The 16,945-nt window shown below is 69.7% G+C and carries 9 protein-coding genes; 2 read left to right on the top strand and 7 right to left on the bottom strand.

Annotated elements, in window-relative coordinates:
* Positions 1-112: 112 nt before the first annotated feature.
* From Q5H93_RS22705 to Q5H93_RS22685, 5 genes are all read right to left on the bottom strand, one after another.
* Entirely contained in the window at positions 113-2,890 is a 2,778-nt protein-coding gene (locus tag Q5H93_RS22705; RefSeq protein WP_305009010.1) for a right-handed parallel beta-helix repeat-containing protein, read from the bottom strand.
* Positions 2,891-3,250: 360 nt separating this feature from the next.
* On the bottom strand, positions 3,251-3,883 hold the full coding sequence (locus Q5H93_RS22700; protein ID WP_305009009.1) for a fibronectin type III domain-containing protein: 633 nt from the start codon (positions 3,881-3,883) through the stop codon (positions 3,251-3,253).
* Positions 3,884-4,501: 618 nt separating this feature from the next.
* The gene (locus Q5H93_RS22695; RefSeq protein ID WP_305009008.1) at positions 4,502-5,227 is read right to left on the bottom strand and encodes a LytR/AlgR family response regulator transcription factor; all 726 of its coding nucleotides are present in this window, start codon (positions 5,225-5,227) and stop codon (positions 4,502-4,504) included.
* A gap of 157 nt (positions 5,228-5,384) precedes the next feature.
* Complete coding sequence (locus Q5H93_RS22690; RefSeq protein WP_305009007.1) at positions 5,385-5,945, bottom strand: hypothetical protein; 561 nt, start codon at positions 5,943-5,945, stop codon at positions 5,385-5,387.
* Positions 5,946-6,103: 158 nt separating this feature from the next.
* Entirely contained in the window at positions 6,104-9,133 is a 3,030-nt protein-coding gene (locus Q5H93_RS22685; protein WP_305009006.1) for a beta strand repeat-containing protein, read from the bottom strand.
* A gap of 174 nt (positions 9,134-9,307) precedes the next feature.
* Here Q5H93_RS22685 and Q5H93_RS22680 point away from each other — a divergent pair, with 174 nt between their 5' ends.
* Positions 9,308-9,934: a response regulator gene (locus Q5H93_RS22680; protein WP_305009005.1), complete on the top strand. Its 627-nt coding sequence runs from the start codon at positions 9,308-9,310 to the stop codon at positions 9,932-9,934.
* A gap of 181 nt (positions 9,935-10,115) precedes the next feature.
* On the opposite strand, the gene Q5H93_RS22675 is transcribed toward Q5H93_RS22680, so the two are convergent.
* Positions 10,116-13,148: a sensor histidine kinase gene (locus tag Q5H93_RS22675; protein WP_305009004.1), complete on the bottom strand. Its 3,033-nt coding sequence runs from the start codon at positions 13,146-13,148 to the stop codon at positions 10,116-10,118.
* Between the two features lie 335 nt (positions 13,149-13,483).
* Positions 13,484-13,900, bottom strand: a complete 417-nt coding sequence (locus Q5H93_RS22670) for a helix-turn-helix domain-containing protein (RefSeq protein WP_305009003.1) — start codon at positions 13,898-13,900, stop codon at positions 13,484-13,486.
* Between the two features lie 303 nt (positions 13,901-14,203).
* Here Q5H93_RS22670 and Q5H93_RS22665 point away from each other — a divergent pair.
* A partial coding sequence (locus Q5H93_RS22665; RefSeq protein WP_305009002.1) for a hybrid sensor histidine kinase/response regulator occupies positions 14,204-16,945 on the top strand: 2,742 nt, incomplete at its 3' end.

The following is a 16,945-nucleotide window of genomic DNA, read 5'->3' as shown; positions in this document are numbered from 1 at the left end:
GGGGCAGTAGCCGCCCACCCGGCCCGGTGGCAGGCGGGGAGTAGGGGGCGGCGCGAACTCCGGCAGAGCCCGCGCCGCCGGCCCGAAAGCCAGGCACTACAACCAGAGGACCTTAGGGCTGGTAGAAGCGCACGGGGCGCACGCTGGCCGCATCGCGCAGGCGCAACCAGTACCAGCCGGGGACCAGTCCGGCCGGGGCCAGCAGGCCCCTGTTCGCCGGGCCCACCGCCTGCCGCCCCCGGCAGCGGCCGGTGGCGTCGAGTATTTCCAGCGTCGCATCGGCGGGCAGGGCCGGGCCGGTGTAGGCGTAGTGCTGGGGCTGGCCGGGGGCGGCCACGGTGGGCAGCACCAGCAGGGTGCCCGTGGGGGCGGCGGGCGGCGTCGTAGCCGTCAGGGTGCGCACGGGCGAGTAGCTGGCGCTGCCGTCGCGGTCCACCTGCCGCAGGCGGTAATAGATAGTACCAGCGGGCAATTGCTTATCCAGCAAGCTGTAGATGGTGAGGTGGGCACTATTGCCCCGGGCCTGCTCCTCCCCTATTTTCTCGAAGTGCTGCCCATCGCGGCTGCGCTCGATGTCGAAGCGGGCGCTGTTCTGCTCGCTGGCGGTGTGCCAGGTCAGCTCGGCGCCAGCCTTCACGGCCCGGGCGGTGAAAGCCGTCAGCACCACGGGCAGCGGCGTCTCGCTGGTGTGGGCAAAAAAGCCCGAGAAGCCCGTGACCGGGAAGCGCGCCTCCCAGCGGGCGGCAGTGGCGTTGTAGCTTACGGCCGTGGGGGTGATGAGCACGATAGCCGGGCCGGTGCCGGCCCAGCCGGAGTAGCTGCCGGGCGCGCCACTGGCGCTGGCGCCGTGGTGCTGGCTGATGCGCAGGTTGGCGGCATAGCCTTCGGGGTCGGCGGCCGAGAGCGGCAGGGCGGGGCGGCTGCCCCGCACGGCGTTGTAGTCGGCAAAGTCGGCCTGGCTGAAGTACAGCGTCACCTCGGCGGTGGCGGTGCTGGGGTTGGTGAGCGGGCTGATGTCGTAGTAGCGGCGCACGTAGGGCCGGCCGTAGAAGGTGGCGGCGGTGGCCAGCACCCGCACCGCGACGGTGGTGCTGCCCAGCAGGGTGTAAGGGCTGGCGGCGTTGAGCTGCAGCAGCTCGTTCTGGCAGTCGGTGTAGCGCAGCGCGGCAGCGGTCTGGGCAATGTTTACCGAGGTATAGTCGGTGGGCAGGCTGGTGGAGGCGCTGGTGCCGCCGGTGGCCTCGTAGGCGCCCAGGTCCATGGGGCCCTTGCGGGGGTTGCCCAGAATGTCGGTGGCCGGGGTGCTGCCGGTGCCTTTGTCATTCACGAAGCTGGTGCAGGTGGGGCGCAGGCCGTCGTCGGCGGTGCGCCACTGGTTGTCGGGGCCGTCGGGGTCGGTAGGGTCGGCCAGGGCTGGGATAGTACGAAAGCAGTTGCTGAGCGAGGCATTGGTCACGCCGAGGTTGGGCGCCACGCCCGCCGCGTCGCGCACGAGGCAGTAGCTCACGCTGAGCCCGGCGCCGGTGCCGGCCTTGTAGATTTCCTCGCGGTTGGCGTCGCCGCCATTGCTGGGGGTGGTGTTCAGGTGCAGAATGCAGTTGGTGAGAGAGCCGCCTGCATTGCCCACGTAATACAAGCCACCGCCGATGCTGCTGCCCCCGGTGGCCGTGTTGCCATAGAAGGTGCAGCTGCTCACCACGGGGCTGCCGGTGGCGTTGTTGTGCAGGGCGCCGCCGTTGGCGCCGGCGCTGTTGCCATGAAACACGCAGTTGCTCAGCTCCGGGCTGCCGGTGGTGTTGTACAGGCCCCCGCCGTGGATGGCCGCGCTGTTGCTGCTGAACGCACTGCTGCTCACCACGGGGCTGCTGTTTAAATTGTACATGGCGCCGCCGCTGCTGGCGCTGTTGCCGCCGAAGGTGCAGCCACTCACCGTGGGGCTGCTGCCGTTGTTGAGCATGCCGCCGCCGCTGGTGGCGCTGTTGGCGCTGAAGGTGCAGCCGCTCACCACCGGGCTGCTGGTGTTGTAGTTACTGATGCCGCCGCCATTGGTGGCGCTGTTGGCGCTGAAGGTGCAATTGCTTATCGTGGGGTTGCTGTTGTCATCATTGATACCGCCGCCGTTGGTGGCGCTGTTATCGCTGAAGGTGCAGCCGCTGATGGTGGGGCTGTTGAGGTAGTTATTGATGCCGCCGCCGTTGGTGGCTCTGTTGGCGCTGAAGGTGCAGTTGCTCACCGTGAGGTTGCTGTTGTTGTTGAGCAGGCCGCCGCCATTGATGCGGTTAATCCCTACTGCCGCTCCGGCGTTGGTTTGCACCATGATGCTGCCGGTGCCGGTGGCCCGCCCGCCCCGCACCACGAAGCCGTCGAGTACGCAGGCGCTGGTGCGGTTGATGGTTACCAGCACGTGGTAGGCGTCGGCCGTGCCGGCGCTGCCGTCCAGGTCGCCGCTCAGGGTGGTGGGGTTGGCCACCGGGTTGCGCTGGCTGGCCGCCGTTTCGGTGCCCGCAAAGCCGCCGTAGAGCTTGATGTTGGCCCCCAGCAGGTAGAACGTGCGGTCCTGCACGGTGGTGGCCGTGGTGTTGGTGGCGGCCAGGGGCGGCACGGCCGTGGGCAGGTAGGTGCCGGCCTTCACCCACACCTCGTCGCCGACGGTGGTGGCCAGGTTAAGGGCTTCCTGCAGGTCTTTTTTGGCGGTGCTCCAGCTGCGGCCATCGCCCTCGTTGCCGGGCTGGGCGGCATCCACGTAAAATACCTTGGCCTGGGCGGCGGGCAGCGTGGCCCCTAGTAGGGCCAGCAGCAGCACAAAACGAGCCAGCGCCCGGCAACGGCTGACGGGCAATTTTCCCCGCGAGGACCGGGGCAGCCGGGAGGAATAGTAGGGTTGTAGCATACAACAGGGATAGGAGGAAGGGTATTCTTGCCTGCCCCGGACCATCCGGGGCAGGCGCATCAACGCCCCGGACCAATGCTGAGCGGCCGGGGCGCTTTTTCGACGCTACAAAGTTCCGGCACCTCCAAACGGGCGGCTGTTCTCTGCCTGCCAATCTTCGTTGTTTCTCCGCCAGGGCGAAAAAAAAGCCCGCCTTTTCTGGCACTTTCGGCCGATTCCTATAACTTTTCGGGGTCGGCGCCGTAGGGCGGTGCCCACCGGCGGGCGCCAGGAGCAGCCGCCCGCCCTGCCCCCACCGGGGCACAAAAAAGCCGCCGACCCCCAGAGGGGCCGACGGCCTGGCACCCGGCAGCAGCCGGGCTACTGCACGAAACGCGGCGTGGCCTCGGCAAAGGCCAGGTTGTCGAGCTCCGAGGCGCTGTTGATGGCGGCTACTTTGGCGTAGAGCCTGGTGCCGGGCACCAGCCCCGTGATGGTGAGCTCGTCGGTGAGCTTGAGCACGTAGGTCCACTGCTCCAGGGGCAGGGTGGGGTCGGTGGTGTAGTACCACTTCACGTTGTCGGTATCCAGGGGGCGCTTAATCTGGATGCACACGGTGCCACTGCTGGGGCCGTCCACAATCTCGCACCTGGTGGGGGCCAGGGGCGGCTGCCGCTTTTTGGGCTCTGTAGCCAGCACGAAGCCCGTGCTGCGCAGGGCGGCCTCGTTGCCGGCCTGCAGGCGGTTTACCTCGCCGGCGGCATCGCTCAGGGCCTTGAGCAAGGTGGCGCGCAATACCTGCAGCTCGGCCGTGAGCTGGGTATTCGACAAAGGGTTGGCCTCGGTGAAGGCATCGAGGGCCTGTACGGCTTCGAGCACGGGCTGGGCCAGCGCTTTGCCGGTGGGAAAGTAGGCGCTGGCGCCCAGCGCACTGGTCACGCCGTGGGCAAAGCCGCTGTACTGGGCCACCCGCAGGTAGCTGTAATCGGTCAGAACTTTAAGAACTCGTTTCATGGGCATAACTGTCAGAAAAAGGGAGTAAGAAAGGCCGGATGCAGGGCCCGCCTTCGGCGGTAGCGGTAGGCCGCTACCCGAGGCCGCAGTGGCGCCGCTGGCTCGGCAGATGTCGGCAGCCGTGCGGGTGAGGCTGTTACCCGTTCGGCGGACGGCGCTACCCGTACGGCGGACGGCGCTACCCGTTCGGGTGACAGCGCTATCCGTGCGGGTGACAGCGCCACCCGTGCGGCGGAGGCTCCTCCCCTATCGGCTGCCAGCGTTACCCGTACGGCTGCCGGCGTTACCCGAACGGCTGCCGGCGCCACCCGTACGGCGGACGGTGTTACCCGCACGGTGGACGGTGCCACCCGTACGGCTGCCGGCGTTAGCCATTCGGCGAACCTCGTCAGCCGTTCTCCTTTTGCGCACACCACCTGGGGCAACGCCCAATCGCCAACGGAAGACAAACAAACCGGATACATAAGCCAGAGCCGGCGCCAGGGTAGCGCCTTGGTGCCCCAAGAAGCAAGCCGCCAGCGCCCTTGTCAAGCCCAATGGCGTAAACGACCGTACCATGTGCGTAGGCGACCGCCACCGGGGTGCCAGCTACCGGCGGGCCGGCGGCCGGGGGCGGGGCTAGCGCTTGTGGAACTGGCGGCGCAGGGCCTCGCGGTAGTGGCGGCCCACGGGCAGTGTGTGCGTCAGCAGCTGCACGTTCAGGGCATCGGTAGGTAGCGCGCGCAGGTACTTCAGGTTGATGGCGTAGCTGTGGTGAATGCGCACGAAGCGGTCGGGGCGCAGCCGGAGCAGCAGCATCTTGAGGGAGCGGCGCAGCACGTAGCGGCCGGTAGCGGTCACGGCCGTCACGTACTTATCGTCGGTTTCGAGGTAGAGCACCCGGCTCAGGTGCAGGCGCTGCTGGCTGGGGCCGATGGTCACGGTCAGGTATTTCAGCCAGCGGCGCCGTTGACTGGCCTGCTGGCGCAGGTCCAGGGCCAGCTGCGCCGCGGCTAAGGCATTGGCCAGCGCCAGGCCCTGCACCGGCTTGGCCAGCCACTGCAGCCGCGCCACCGGCAGCGCCAGTCCCAGCAGCGGGGGGCTGGGCGTGCTGGTAAGCAGCAGGGCCTGCACCAGGTCGGGCCCCGCCAGCAGGGCAGCCAGGGCCGGGGGCTCGGTCGGGGGCAGGCCGTCGAGGTCGAGCAGAAGCAGCAGCGGGGCCGGCGCCGGCCACGCCAGCCCGGCCAGCATGGCGGCGGGTGGCGGCAGGGCGTAGCCCAGGGCACACAGCGTGGGGGTCAGGAGGTCGGCTAGGGCAGGGTCGGTGGTAACAAGTCGTACGGCTACTTTATTTTCTTCATCCATTCTACTACGCCCCGTGGCCTGGGCATGACCCAGCCAGCCCGGGCCACTGGCCAGCGGAGCGCGGCCAAATATAGGCGGATTTTAGGTGGCTTGCAACCAGGGCCCCGGCCACTTATGGGGCGGGGCCGCGCCGCCACGGCGGGGCCACCGCGTGCCCTTAGTGCCTGCCACCCAGCCCGGCAATCAGCCCCACCACGAAGCCGCCGATGGTGGCCAGGCCCGATACCAGGAACAGCAGGGTCAGGGGCAGGGATTTGCCAGCCGTGGAGGGTTGGATGCGCAGCAGGTCGCCGCGGTGAAACTGGGTGGGCGTCAGGTTGCGCAGCTCGTAGTCGCCGGGCTGGTCGGCCCCGAAGTCGGCAATGCGCTGGGAGGTGTCGCCGTCCATGTTGGCGCGCCGGCCCCAGTTCCAGAAGCTGGGCTCCAGCCGCTGCACGGGTCCGTCGGGCAGGCGGCGCACCTCCAGCACCGCCGGGGGCATCGTGAACGGCCGCCCCCACTGCCCGGGCCGGGTGAGGGCCACCTCGTAGGCCCCGGCCGCTGTGAGCGTGAACGGAAACACCTCCTGAGCCGCCGGCAGCTTGAAGGCATTGGCCGGGGGGTCGTAGAGCCGCTGGGCCCAGCCAATGGCGCGCCCCAGCCCATAGATACCCAGGATAAACGCCACCCCGCAGGGCCAGGCCACCCACGCAGGCAGCACAACATACGTAGCAAACATAGCCGGGAGGCCGGAATGATGACCCCGCCCTGCTACGTGCCCCCAGCCCAAAGGTGACAGGCCGAACCGGGATGGGCACAAAAAAGAGACTGGCCGGGGCCAGTCTCTTTGGTAGGTAAGCGCCAGCAAGCATGGCAGCAGGCGCTTGCCGGCCCGCCCTAGTTCACCCGAATCCAGCGCAGCACGAAGGTGGCGTCGCTACCGCCGCGGTTGGTGAAGTAGAAGGTGGTGGTGGTGCTGTTGCTGGTGTAGGCCCAGCTCACGTAATCGGCAAAGGTGCCGCTGCTCTGGTCGAGCGAGCCGATGATGAAGGGGCGGTAGCCCAGGCTGTGAGTCCAGACGTAGCTGCTGCCGCCGTTGGCTGCCACGGTGATGGAGCCGCTGTCGAAGCTCTGCTGCATCACCGTGCCGCTGGCCCGCACGGTGCCTACCACGTCGAGCTTCTGGGCGGGGGTGGTGGTGCCGATGCCCACGTTGGCTCCGCTGCCGAGGATGACGGTGTTGCTCTGGGTGGTCCTCACGTTGTGGCCCAGGGCCACAGTGTTAGTCAGCCCGTCCACCTGGGGGCCAGCTTTGTAGCCCAGCGCCACGTTGTTGCTGCCCGTGCCGTTATCGTAACCGCTCTGGTAGCCGCTAAATACATTGTTGTTACCTGAGTAGTTGTAATAGCCGCTCTCGTGGCCGTTAAATATGTTGTTGTTCCCCGTGGTGTTACCATAGCCGCTTTGAGCACCGCTGAATATGTTTCGAGCACCCGTGGTGTTGTTATAGCCGCTCTGGTTGCCGCTGAATACGTTGTCGCTGCCCGTCGTGTTGCTGCGCCCGCTATTGTTGCCCACGAAGGCATTACGAGCGCCGGTCGTGTTGTTCAGACCGCTGTTCTCCCCCAGAAAGGTGTTAATCTCTCCACTGGTGTTCGCCTGCCCGGCTCTATAGCCCAGAAAGGTGTTGTAAGCGCCCGTCGTGGTGGTTTGCCCGGCTTGGTAGCCGCCGAAGGTATTGCTGGTGCCCGTGGTGGCCTGCCCCGCCTGGTAGCCCAGATACACGTTGTTGCCGGTGGTGTTCTGGCCCAGGTTGAGGCCGCCGTCGGTCCGCACGCCCAGGCCCACGGTGCTGCCCAGGTCGGCGCCGGTGCCAGTCAGCGCGTTTCCTTGCAGGTTCACGGTCGTCGTGGCCACGCCGTTGCCCAGGTTGTCGCCGGGCACGGTGGCGGTGCTGCTCAGGTTGCCCTGGGCGTCGGTCGTCACCACGCCCGCCGTGCTCAGGCCGCGCAGGCGGGCGCTGCCGGCCACGTCGAGCAGGGCCGTGGGGGCAGTGGTGCCGATGCCCACGCTGGCCCCGTTGCCCAGGATGATGGTGTTGCTCTGGGTGGGCTTCACGTTGTAGCCCAGGGCCACGGTGTTGGTGAGGCCGTCCACGGCGGGGCCGGCGCTGGTGCCCAGGGCCAGGTTGTTGCTGCCCGTGGCGTTGGCCTGGCCGGCGTTGGTGCCCAGGGCCACGTTGCCCGTGCCCGTCGTGTTTTGGGTGCCCGCGCTGGTGCCCACGAACGTGTTATAGTTACCCGTCGTGTTGTTTATGCCGCTGTTGGTGCCGCTGGACACGTTGCCGCTACCCGTCGTGTTGGTATAGCCGCTATTGGGCCCGCTGAACACGTTATCGTTGCCCGTCGTGTTGCTGTGGCCGCTTTGATAGCCGCTGAATACGTTACTGTTGCCCGTCGTGTTGGCTTGGCCGCTTCGGGAACCGCTGAACACGTTATTGCTGCCCGTCGTGGTGGCCCGGCCGCTGTTGTAGCCGCTGAACACGTTTTCGCCGCCTGTCGTGTTGGCCTGGCCACTTTGGTAGCCACTAAACGCGTTGCCGCTACCCGTCGTGTTGGCTTGGCCGCTTTGGTAGCCGCTGAACACGTTTAAGCTGCCCGTCGTATTGCTGGAGCCGCTTTGGTAGCCGCTGAACACGTTACCGTTGCCCGTCGTGTTGGCCAAGCCGCTTCGGGAACCGCTGAACACGTTGCCGCCACCCGTCGTGTTGGCTTGGCCGCTTTGGTAGCCGCTGAACACGTTTTCGCCGCCCCCCGTGTTGCTCAGCCCACTTAGCGCCCCGGCAAACGTGTTGTAGCTGCCGGTGGTATTGTTATAGCCGCTGCTGTCGCCGGCAAACGTGTTGTAGGTGCCCACCGTGTTGGCCCGCCCGCTGCTGGTGCCCGTGAACGTGTTGCTGCGACCCGTCGTGTTCTGGTTGCCGCTATCGAAGCCGCTGAATACGTTGTTGCTGCCCTTCGAGTTGAAGTAGCCGCTGTTGGTGCCGCTAAAGGTATTGTTGCCGCCCGCCGTGTTATTGAAGCCGCTCTGGTAGCCGCTGAACACGTTGTTGCCGCCCGTCGTGTTGAACTGGCCGCTGCTGGTGCCCGTAAACGTGTTCAGGCTGCCCGTCGTGTTGCTGGAGCCGCTCAGGTTGCCGCTAAACACGTTGAAGCTGCCCGTGGTGTTGCCAAGGCCGCTGTTGGTGCCCGTGAAGGTGTTGTTGTCGCCCGTCGTATTGCTGGAGCCGCTGCTATCACCCGTGAACACGTTGCCGTCGCCGGTGGTGTTCTTAAGGCCACTGTTGGTGCCCGTAAATACGTTGGAGCGGCCCGTGGTATTGTTGCGGCCGCTGCGCAGCCCCAGAAAAACGTTGCCGCCGCCGGTGGTGTTGGCAGCCCCGGCCTCGTAGCCCAGGTAGATGCTTTGGCCCGTCGTGTTCTGCCCGATGTTGAGGCCGCCGTCGGCCCGCACGCCCAGGCCCACCACGCCGTTGGGCAGGATGGTGCTGGTGCCCACCAGGGCGTTGTTCTGCATATTCAGGTTCTGGGTGGCGGTGTGGTTGCCCAGGTTGTCGCCGCTGCGCAGCTTGTCGGGGATGAAGGCCCAGGCCGCGCCGGTGTAGTACCAAAAGCCGGTGCGCCCGGTGGTCTGGTACACCAGCAGGCCCGCCGGGGGGCTGGGAATCTGGGCGCGGGTGGCCGAGTCGAGGCGCGGAATGAGCAGGCCCTTGCCGGCGGCCGTGATGTCGAGGGCGGCGGCGGGGTCGGGCGTGGTGGTGCCAATGCCCACGCCGGGCGTGGTTTGGGCCCAGGCGGCCGGGGCGGCCAGCAGCAGGGCAGCCAGCAGCGGCCAGCGCCGCCGCAGAAAACGAGTAACAGTCAGCATACAGCAGGGAAGAGCAAGCCGCCCGGCCCAGCGCCGAACGACCCCACAAAGAGACAACCGCCCGCCCCGCCCCACAACCCGCCGGCCTCCCCTAAACAGGGGAGATGGCCCCTCCCCTGTTTAGGGGAGGCCGGCCCCTGGCCCGGCCCGCCGCCCGCGCCCGACCTTTGCCCCGTGAATCCCCCCTACCGCCTCGCCCTCGTCGAAGACGACCCCACCGTGCGCGAGCTGCTGCACGGCTACCTCTGCCGCCAGCCCGAGTTCGACTGCGTGTGCGTGGCCGACTCGGCCGAGGCCCTGCTGGCCTGGCTGCCCGACGCCGTGCTCCCGCCCCAGCTCATCCTGCTCGACATTCACCTACCCGGCCTCAGCGGCATCGAGGCCCTGCCCCGCCTGCGCCAGCTCGCCCCCGAGGCCGAGGTGGTGATGCAAACCGTGTTCGAGGACACCGACAATATCTTCGAGGCCCTGCGCCGGGGGGCCAGCGGCTACCTGCTCAAGAGCACGCCCCTGCCCCAGCTCAAGGCCGGCCTGCTCGACGTGGCCCAGGGCGGCGCCCCCATGAGCCGCACCGTGGCCCGCAAGGTGCTCGGCCACTTCAAGCCCAGCCCCGTCACGCAGCCCGCCCTGCTCACCGAGCGCGAGCGCGACGTGGTGCAGGGCCTCGTGGAGGGCCTCAGCGAGAAGCTCGTAGCCGCCCGGCTGGGCGTGGGCCTGTCCACCATCCACAGCCACGTCAAGAGCGTCTACCGCAAGCTGCAGGTAAACAGCCGCAGCGAGCTGCTGAGCCGGGTGCGGTAAAGGCAGGTCCTGCCCCCAGCCGCCGCTGGCGCGCGTCTCCGACGCGCTGCCGACTGGGTTCGCGTCTCCAGACGCGCCGCCAGAACGACCGGCCCGGGCGGCGCGAACGGGGCGTCTGGAGACGCCAGTCCAGTCGGCACGCGTCGGAGACGCGCGCCAGCAGCGACGTGCGCATGCAACTCTACCCCACCACCAACCGCACCTCCCACCCGTGGCCGGTGGGCCCCGCCGTGAGCACGCCGCCCACGGCAGCGGCGCGCTGCTGCATGCTGCGCAGGCCCAGGCCGCCGGTGCCCACGCGGCCGGGCTGGCCGTCGTCGGTAACGGTGAGGGTGAGGCGGCGACCCTCGCGGCGCAGAGCCACGCGCAGCTCGGTGGCCTCGTGGGCGTGGCGCACGGCGTTGGTGATGGCTTCCTTGGCCAGCAGGTAGAGGTGCTGGCGCAGCTGCGGCGGCAGGGGCAGGGCATCGGGCAGGCCGGCCACAGCCAGGGTGGTGCGCAGGCCGGCGGGCTCGGCGGCGTGTTCCAGGTGGTCGCGTAGGCGGTCAAGCAGGGCGCCCACGGTGTCGGCCCCGGCGTCGATGCTCCACACCACGTCGCGCATGGTGGCCAGGGCCGTGCGGCTGTCGGCCAGCAGGGCATCCACGCCGGGGGTGGCGGCGGGGGCGGCCTCGTGCAGTAGCTCGGCCCGCATACTTACCCGCGTTAGCAGGGCGCCCACCTCGTCGTGCAGGTCGGCCGCGATGCGGGTGCGCAGGCGGGCCTCGCGCAGGGCGCGGCGGGTGCGCAGCTGCTGCACCAGCGCCCCCGCCCCCAGCAGCAGCAGCGCCGCCCCGAGGAGTGCCGCCGGGTGCTGCCACCAGGGCCGGGCCACCACCACGGCCAGGCGGCGGGCGGGGCTGCGACGGCCGTCGGCCGTCTGGCCCCACACCTCCAGGGTGTAGGTGCCGGCCGGCAGGGCCCGCAGGCGCAGGCGGTGGCCGGTGGGCTGGGTGGCGGGCGAGTGGGCCGCAGCGGCCCCGGTCGGCCACAGGCGGTAGTAGAAGCGGGCCTGCCCGGGGCTGCGCCGGTCGGTCAGGGCCAGGTCGAGGCCGGCCTCGGCCCCGGCGTGGGGTAGGCGCAGCCCCCCGGCGGGCGCGGCCCCGGCGGGCAGCCAGCGGGCCAGGGTATCGCCCTGGGTGAGGGCCGTAAACAGCAGCCGGGGCGCCGGCCCCGGCGCGGCCGGGGCCGGCGTGAGCACCCGGTACAGCCCCCCCACGCCGCCGAAGAGCAGGCTGCCATCACGGTCGCGCAGGGCCGCCTGCTGGTTGAGCTCGGGCTCGGCCAGGCCTTCGCCCCGGCCAACTACGCTGAGCTGGTTGGTGGCGGGCACGTAGCGCACCAGTCCTTTATAAGTGCCCGCCCAGATGGCCCCGCCAGGGCCGGGCAGTAGGGTGGCAATGGGCGCATCGGGCAGGCCTTGCGTGGTAGTGAGGCGGCGCGCCACGCCCCGGTGGGCATCCACGGCCAGCAGGCCGGCGTCGCGGGTGCCGGCCCACACGCGGCCGGCGGGCTCGGAGGCCAATACGCAGGTAATGTTGGCCGTGGGCAGGCGGCGGGCGGGCGCAGCCTCGTCGGGGCCGTAATGGCGCAGAAGGCCTGGAACGGGGTCGAAGGCGTAGAGGCCGTGGTCGGTGGCCAGCCACAGGGTGCCGGCCGCGTCCTGGGCCAGGTGGCGCACATCGCACTGGTTCAGGGGCCAGGCGGGGTCGGCGCTGCGGTAGCGGCGTAGGGTGCCGGCCACCTCATCAAGCTGATATAGGCCGTTCTGGGCACCGGCCCACAGTTGCCCGGTGCGGTCCTGCAGCAGGCAGCGCCCGCGCACCTGCGAGCCGCCGGGGCTGCCCGCCGCGGGGGCAAAGGCCCGGTAGGTATTCCGGCGCGGGTCTATCTCCCCAAAGCTGCCGCCCTCAGTGGCGTAGAGCACCCGGCCCGCCCGGCTTACCAGCAGCTGGTAGCAGATAAGGCTGAGGCTCTTTTCGGCCCCTGGGCCCACGGCGCGCAGGGCCAGGGGGCGCAGGGGGGCCAGGGGGCTGTCGGCGGCCTGGGTCAGGGTGCCGCCGTAGGTACTCACCAGCAGGCGGCCATCGGGCAGGCGTACCAGGCTGCGCACGCTGGGATTGGCTAGGGCGGGCACCACGGCCACGGCCTGCACCACGGGCCGCGCCCCCTCGCGGTAGCAGCTCCGGAAGGCCGGGCTGAGGGCCCAGCGCAGCCCCGTCCGGTCGCGCAATAAGTGGTAGTCGCGGTCGGGGCGCGGCGGGGCCGGCTCGCCGGGGGCACCCACTACCGCCCGGAGCGTTACCTGGGGCCGCGCCGCGCCCGGCCGCCAGTGCAGCGCCACCTCCTGCCCCTGGCTAAGCCAGGCGCTGGGCCGGCCCGCCGCGTCGGGGCTGGGCGCAAACCGGGCATTGTAGCCGGCGGGGCGGGGCAGCCAGCGCAGCAGCTCGCGCAGGCGGCCGGTGGCCGGGTCCAGCCCAAACAGGGCCTCGGGGCTCACCAACTGCAAGGGGCGCGTGCCGGGCACGGGCACCACGTACTCGTCGGGCAAGGGGTAATGCCGGCGGGGCTGGCCCTGGCCGCTCAGCACCAGCACCTCGGTGGTGGCGGTCAGCCACACGTCGCCGCCGGAGGTGGGCGCGAAATTCTGCACCTTGGCCCCCCCCGTAGGCGAGGGCGGCGGTGCGGGGGACAACCGGGGCCGGGCGGGGTCGAGTACCAGCACCCGGCCGTGGCCGTAGCCCACCCAGAGGTGGCCGGTGCGGGCATCCAGCCAGAGGGTGCTTACCAGCGGGCGCTCGGCCGGGGCCACCGGCAGCGCCAGGTGCGTGAGCCGGCCAGTGGCGGGCACAAAGCGGTAAAGACCGGTTTCGTGGCTTATCCATAGCTGCCCCGCCCGGTCGAAGGCCAGCTGCACGTAGCCCGGCGGGGCAGGGGCGCTGCCCGGGGCCAGCAGCTGAGCCAGAGGCACGGCGGCGTAGCCATCGTAGCGGCGCACGCCGTCGTCGGTGGCGGCCCACAGGTAGCCCTCGGGGCCGGCCACCAGCTGTTGCACGGCGTAGGCGCTGAGCACGGGGTCGGCCTGCCAGGGGGCGGGCGGGGTGGCCCCCACCGCCGCCGCCGCCAGCCTTAAAGCCAGCAGCCACTGCGCAAGAAAGACAACAAGAAAACGCATGGACAGCATACGCGGCGGAGCCGCCCCGGCCAGATTTCACCAGCGGGCGGCCAAAGGTACACCCGCAGCCACCCAACAAACAGGTCCGGCGACGCGGCCAGCGGCCTGACGCTGCAGCGCGGGGCAGACACCAAAAAAGAGACTGGCCAGGGCCAGTCTCTTTTGCAGGTAAGCTACGGGAAACATCGGGGCTGGCCGAAGAACGACGGGTGCTTGCCCACCCCTGCGGTAGGGCGGCGCTGCAAAGCTTCTGCAGCGGGAGGCTGTTGTCTCGCTGCCAACCTTCGTTCTGTGCCTGCTAATGGGGCATGCAGCCCTTTTTGGCCTGCTGCATCTTAGCCTGGCCCGTCGGCGTCCCGTTCCCGCCCCGGCGGGTAGCCGAAGCGCCGGGTGTAGGCCCGCCCGAAGTGGGCCGCGTTTACGAAGCCCACGGCGTAGGCCACCGCCGCCACGGTATCGGGCGCGCCGGCTTGCAGCAGCTGGCGCGCCCGCAGCAGACGCAGCTCGCGCACAAAGCCGGCGGGGGTGTGGCCGGTGAGCTCGCGCAAGTAGCGGTAGAAACTGCGCTCGCTGAGGTGCACTGCCGCAGCCAGGTCGGCCGGCGTCAGGGCAGAGTTGGGCAGCAGCAGTTCGGCCAAGGCCCGCAGGCGGGCCAGCCGCACCACTTTCGGGCGCGGCCAGCCGGCGGGCGGGGGCTGGTCGAGCGGCAGGGGCCGGCCCGTGGTGGTAGCAGATGAAGATGAGAGAAGCATGGGCAGCACCCGTTCGTCACTGCTCCCACTCAGGGCCGGCAGCAGCGCAACGGTCCGGCAAAGCTGGGTTCGGCTAATTCGCCCGGCTGTTCAATCCCTGCCAATTGCTATTCTATCCCTGCCACGGCGAAAACCCCAACGCTAAGCCACTTATAGTCCGTGTCTTTATTTTTGCGGCGCGCCGGCCTATGCCACTCCGGCCGGGGCTGTTTTGCCACTACCGTAGTGCCTCAAGGCCCACTGCCTGCGTGTGGTTTGCGGTTTTCGGTGGAACTTTGTAGCTGGCCCCGGGGCCTTTTGCATATGGTTTCAGGTGAACGGACTTCTTTGCGGGGGGAGTGCATCGTGCGCTGGGCCGGGCAGTGGCTGTTGTTGCTGGTGCTGGCCGTAGGGGGCCGGTCCGGGCAGGCGCAGGCCATCCGACCGGAGCACCGCGCCAGTTGGGCCCGCGTGCAGGCCCTGCTGGGTCCCCCGCCAGCCGTCGATGAGTCCGTCAGCTGGATTGCGGCGCTTAGCAGCAAAGCCTTCGTGCCCGAGGCCCAAGCTACCCCCCGCCCGGCCCTGGTGCGGGAACAGCAGCGCCTGTGGTCCGTCCGCCAGCAGTGGACCAGCGAGCCGCTGGCCTTCGTGGTTTGGACCCGGCTGGCGTTGAATAGCGCCGCTCAGCGCCGGCCCGACAGCGCCGTAGCCTACCTGCGACGAGCTATTGCGGCAGTCAGCCACACGAGCGGCTACCCTTTGGAAGCCGCCGAGCTGCACTGGCGGCTCAGTAATTACTATTGGGAGCGCCAGCAAGCCGACAGTGCGCTGCAGCACCACCAGCACGAAATACGCTTGCTCGAACACTCGGGGCACCGGGCCGGCGCGCGCCGCAGCCAGCCGCTGGCGTTTGGCGACAGCCTGGAGGTGGGAGTGGCGCTGGGCGGCGCCTACGCCAATACCGGCCTGGCGCGGCGCCGACGCGGCGACTACCCCGGCGCGGTGCGGGCCTACGTGCGCGGCCTGCGCGCATACCAGCTGGCCCACCACTCCGCCGGCGAGCTCTGGGTGCAAAACCTGCTGGGCGAAGCCTACGAGGAGCAGGCCAACGACACGCAGGCGGCGGCCTACTACGCGGCCGCCCGGCGCACGGCCCGCGCAATGCGGGCCACCGACCGCCCCGCCGCCGTGCTGAACTTCGCCGAAACGCTGGGCTACGCCTACCAGCTGCTGCTGCGGCAAGGACGCACGGCCGAGCTGTTGTCGCTACTTAACGAAGGCATCGCCGAGGCCCGCCAGGCCCAGCGCGATACCGCTGCCTGGCGGCTGGCGGGCGCGGTAGCAATGCTGGAGCTGCGCCGGGCCGAGATGTATCTGCGCATCCGGCAGCCCGCCCCCGCCGCGGCGGCCCTGCAACGCGCCGCTGCCGACCTGACCAGCCTGGAGCAGCAGTTGCCAACGCCCACTCTTCGCCGGTACTTCAACTTCAGCTACTACGGCTGGCGCGCCCACGAGCAGGCCCTGCGCGGCTGGCAGGCCCACGCCGCCGGCCAGCCCCTCGACCCGGCCTGGACGCGCCGGGCCCTGGCGTATGCCGATTCGCTGGAAGCGCCGGCCGCACGGGCCAGTTTGCACCTGGAGCTGGCTGACTACCTGTTGCGGACCGACGACCCCACGGCGGCGGCGGCCCTGCTACGTCAGGCTCAGCAGCACTTCCGCGCCGCCCGCAACCGACTCAAGCTGCGCGAGGTGTATCAACTCCAAGCCCAGGCCTATGCCGCCCTGGGCCGCTGGCAGCCCGCCTACCAGGCCCGCGAGCAACTCAGCCAGCTCACCGACTCACTCCGCGCCGCCCAGCAGTACGCCGCCCTGGCCGACGTAGAAACGCGCTACCGCACCCAGGCCAAGGAAGCCCAGATTATCCAGCTGCAGGAGCGCAACGGGCAGCAGCGACAGCAGAAGTGGCTGGCCGCCACGGGTGCCGGGCTGCTGGCGCTGCTGCTGGGCGGCGCGGCCTGGGTGTTGCGCCGCACCCGCCAGCTCAACCGCAGCCTGGAGGAGCAGCGGGCCCTGCTGGCTACCCAGGCCGAGCAGCTTACGGAGCTCGACCGCGCCAAGAGTGCCTTTTTTGCCAACGTGAGCCACGAGCTGCGCACCCCGCTCACGCTCATCGTGGGGCCGCTGGAGCACCTGCTGCGGCCCGAAGCCCCGGTCTGGCAGCCCGCCGAGCTGCGCGAACGGCTGGCCCTGCCCCTGCGCAACGGCCGCCGGCTGCAGGGCCTTGTCAACGGCTTGCTCGACTTCTCGAAGCTCGACGCCGGCAAGCTCGTGGTGCACCCCATGACCGTGCAGGCGGCCGAGTTCTTCCGCCACCTGCTGAGCTTGTTCGAGAGCCTGGCCCAGGAACGCGGCGTGGCCCTGCGCGGCACCGTGGCCCTGCCCGACGACCTGATGCTGCTCTTCGACGCCGACAAGGTGGAGCAGGTGGTGACTAACCTGCTGAGCAACGCGCTCAAGTTTACGCCCCGCGGCGGGCAGGTAACGCTGGCCGTAGCGCCGGCCGGCCCCAACGCGTATCAGCTGACGGTAACCGACACTGGCCCCGGCATTGCCCTCGCTGAGCAGGCGCGGGTATTCGAGCGCTTTTACCAAAGCCCCGCCCAGCAGGGCCAGGGCGGCACGGGCATCGGGCTGGCCCTGAGCCGTGAGCTGGCCGAGCTGCTGGGCGGGCAGCTCACGCTGCAAAGCCGGCCGGGCACGGGCAGCACGTTCAGCTTCACCTTCCAGGTCCTGCCCGCCCCCCCCCCACCCCCCACCGCGCCCGCCATCGAGGCCGAAATCATCGACGCGCCTGTCCCGGCCGGGCCGCGCCCGCGCGTGCTGGTGGTGGAAGACCACGCCGACCTGCGCGCTTACCTGCGCCAGATTCTGCAGCCGCACTACGAGGTGCTGGAGGCCGAGAACGGCCGCGTGGCCCTGCAGGTGCTGGCCCGCGAGCCGGTCGATTTGATTTCCTCCGACGCCATGATGCCCGAGCTCGGCGGCCTCGAGCTGCTGGCCCGCGTG

Source organism: Hymenobacter aranciens, from assembly GCF_030580865.1.
Lineage (GTDB): Bacteria > Bacteroidota > Bacteroidia > Cytophagales > Hymenobacteraceae > Hymenobacter > Hymenobacter aranciens.
Note: the sequence above shows the minus strand (reverse complement) of the source record. Positions and strands in the feature narration are given on the sequence as shown.

Bases quoted from the DNA above. Each gene is read 5' to 3' on its own strand.
- Q5H93_RS22695 (WP_305009008.1), bottom strand. From the start codon at position 5,227: ATGGATGAAGAAAATAAAGTAGCCGTACGACTTGTTACCACCGACCCT.
- Q5H93_RS22690 (WP_305009007.1), bottom strand. From the start codon at position 5,945: ATGTTTGCTACGTATGTTGTGCTGCCTGCGTGGGTGGCCTGGCCCTGC.
- Q5H93_RS22685 (WP_305009006.1), bottom strand. From the start codon at position 9,133: ATGCTGACTGTTACTCGTTTTCTGCGGCGGCGCTGGCCGCTGCTGGCT.
- Q5H93_RS22675 (WP_305009004.1), bottom strand. From the start codon at position 13,148: ATGCGTTTTCTTGTTGTCTTTCTTGCGCAGTGGCTGCTGGCTTTAAGG.
- Q5H93_RS22670 (WP_305009003.1), bottom strand. From the start codon at position 13,900: ATGCTTCTCTCATCTTCATCTGCTACCACCACGGGCCGGCCCCTGCCG.
- Q5H93_RS22700 (WP_305009009.1), bottom strand. From the start codon at position 3,883: ATGAAACGAGTTCTTAAAGTTCTGACCGATTACAGCTACCTGCGGGTG.
- Q5H93_RS22705 (WP_305009010.1), bottom strand. From the start codon at position 2,890: ATGCTACAACCCTACTATTCCTCCCGGCTGCCCCGGTCCTCGCGGGGA.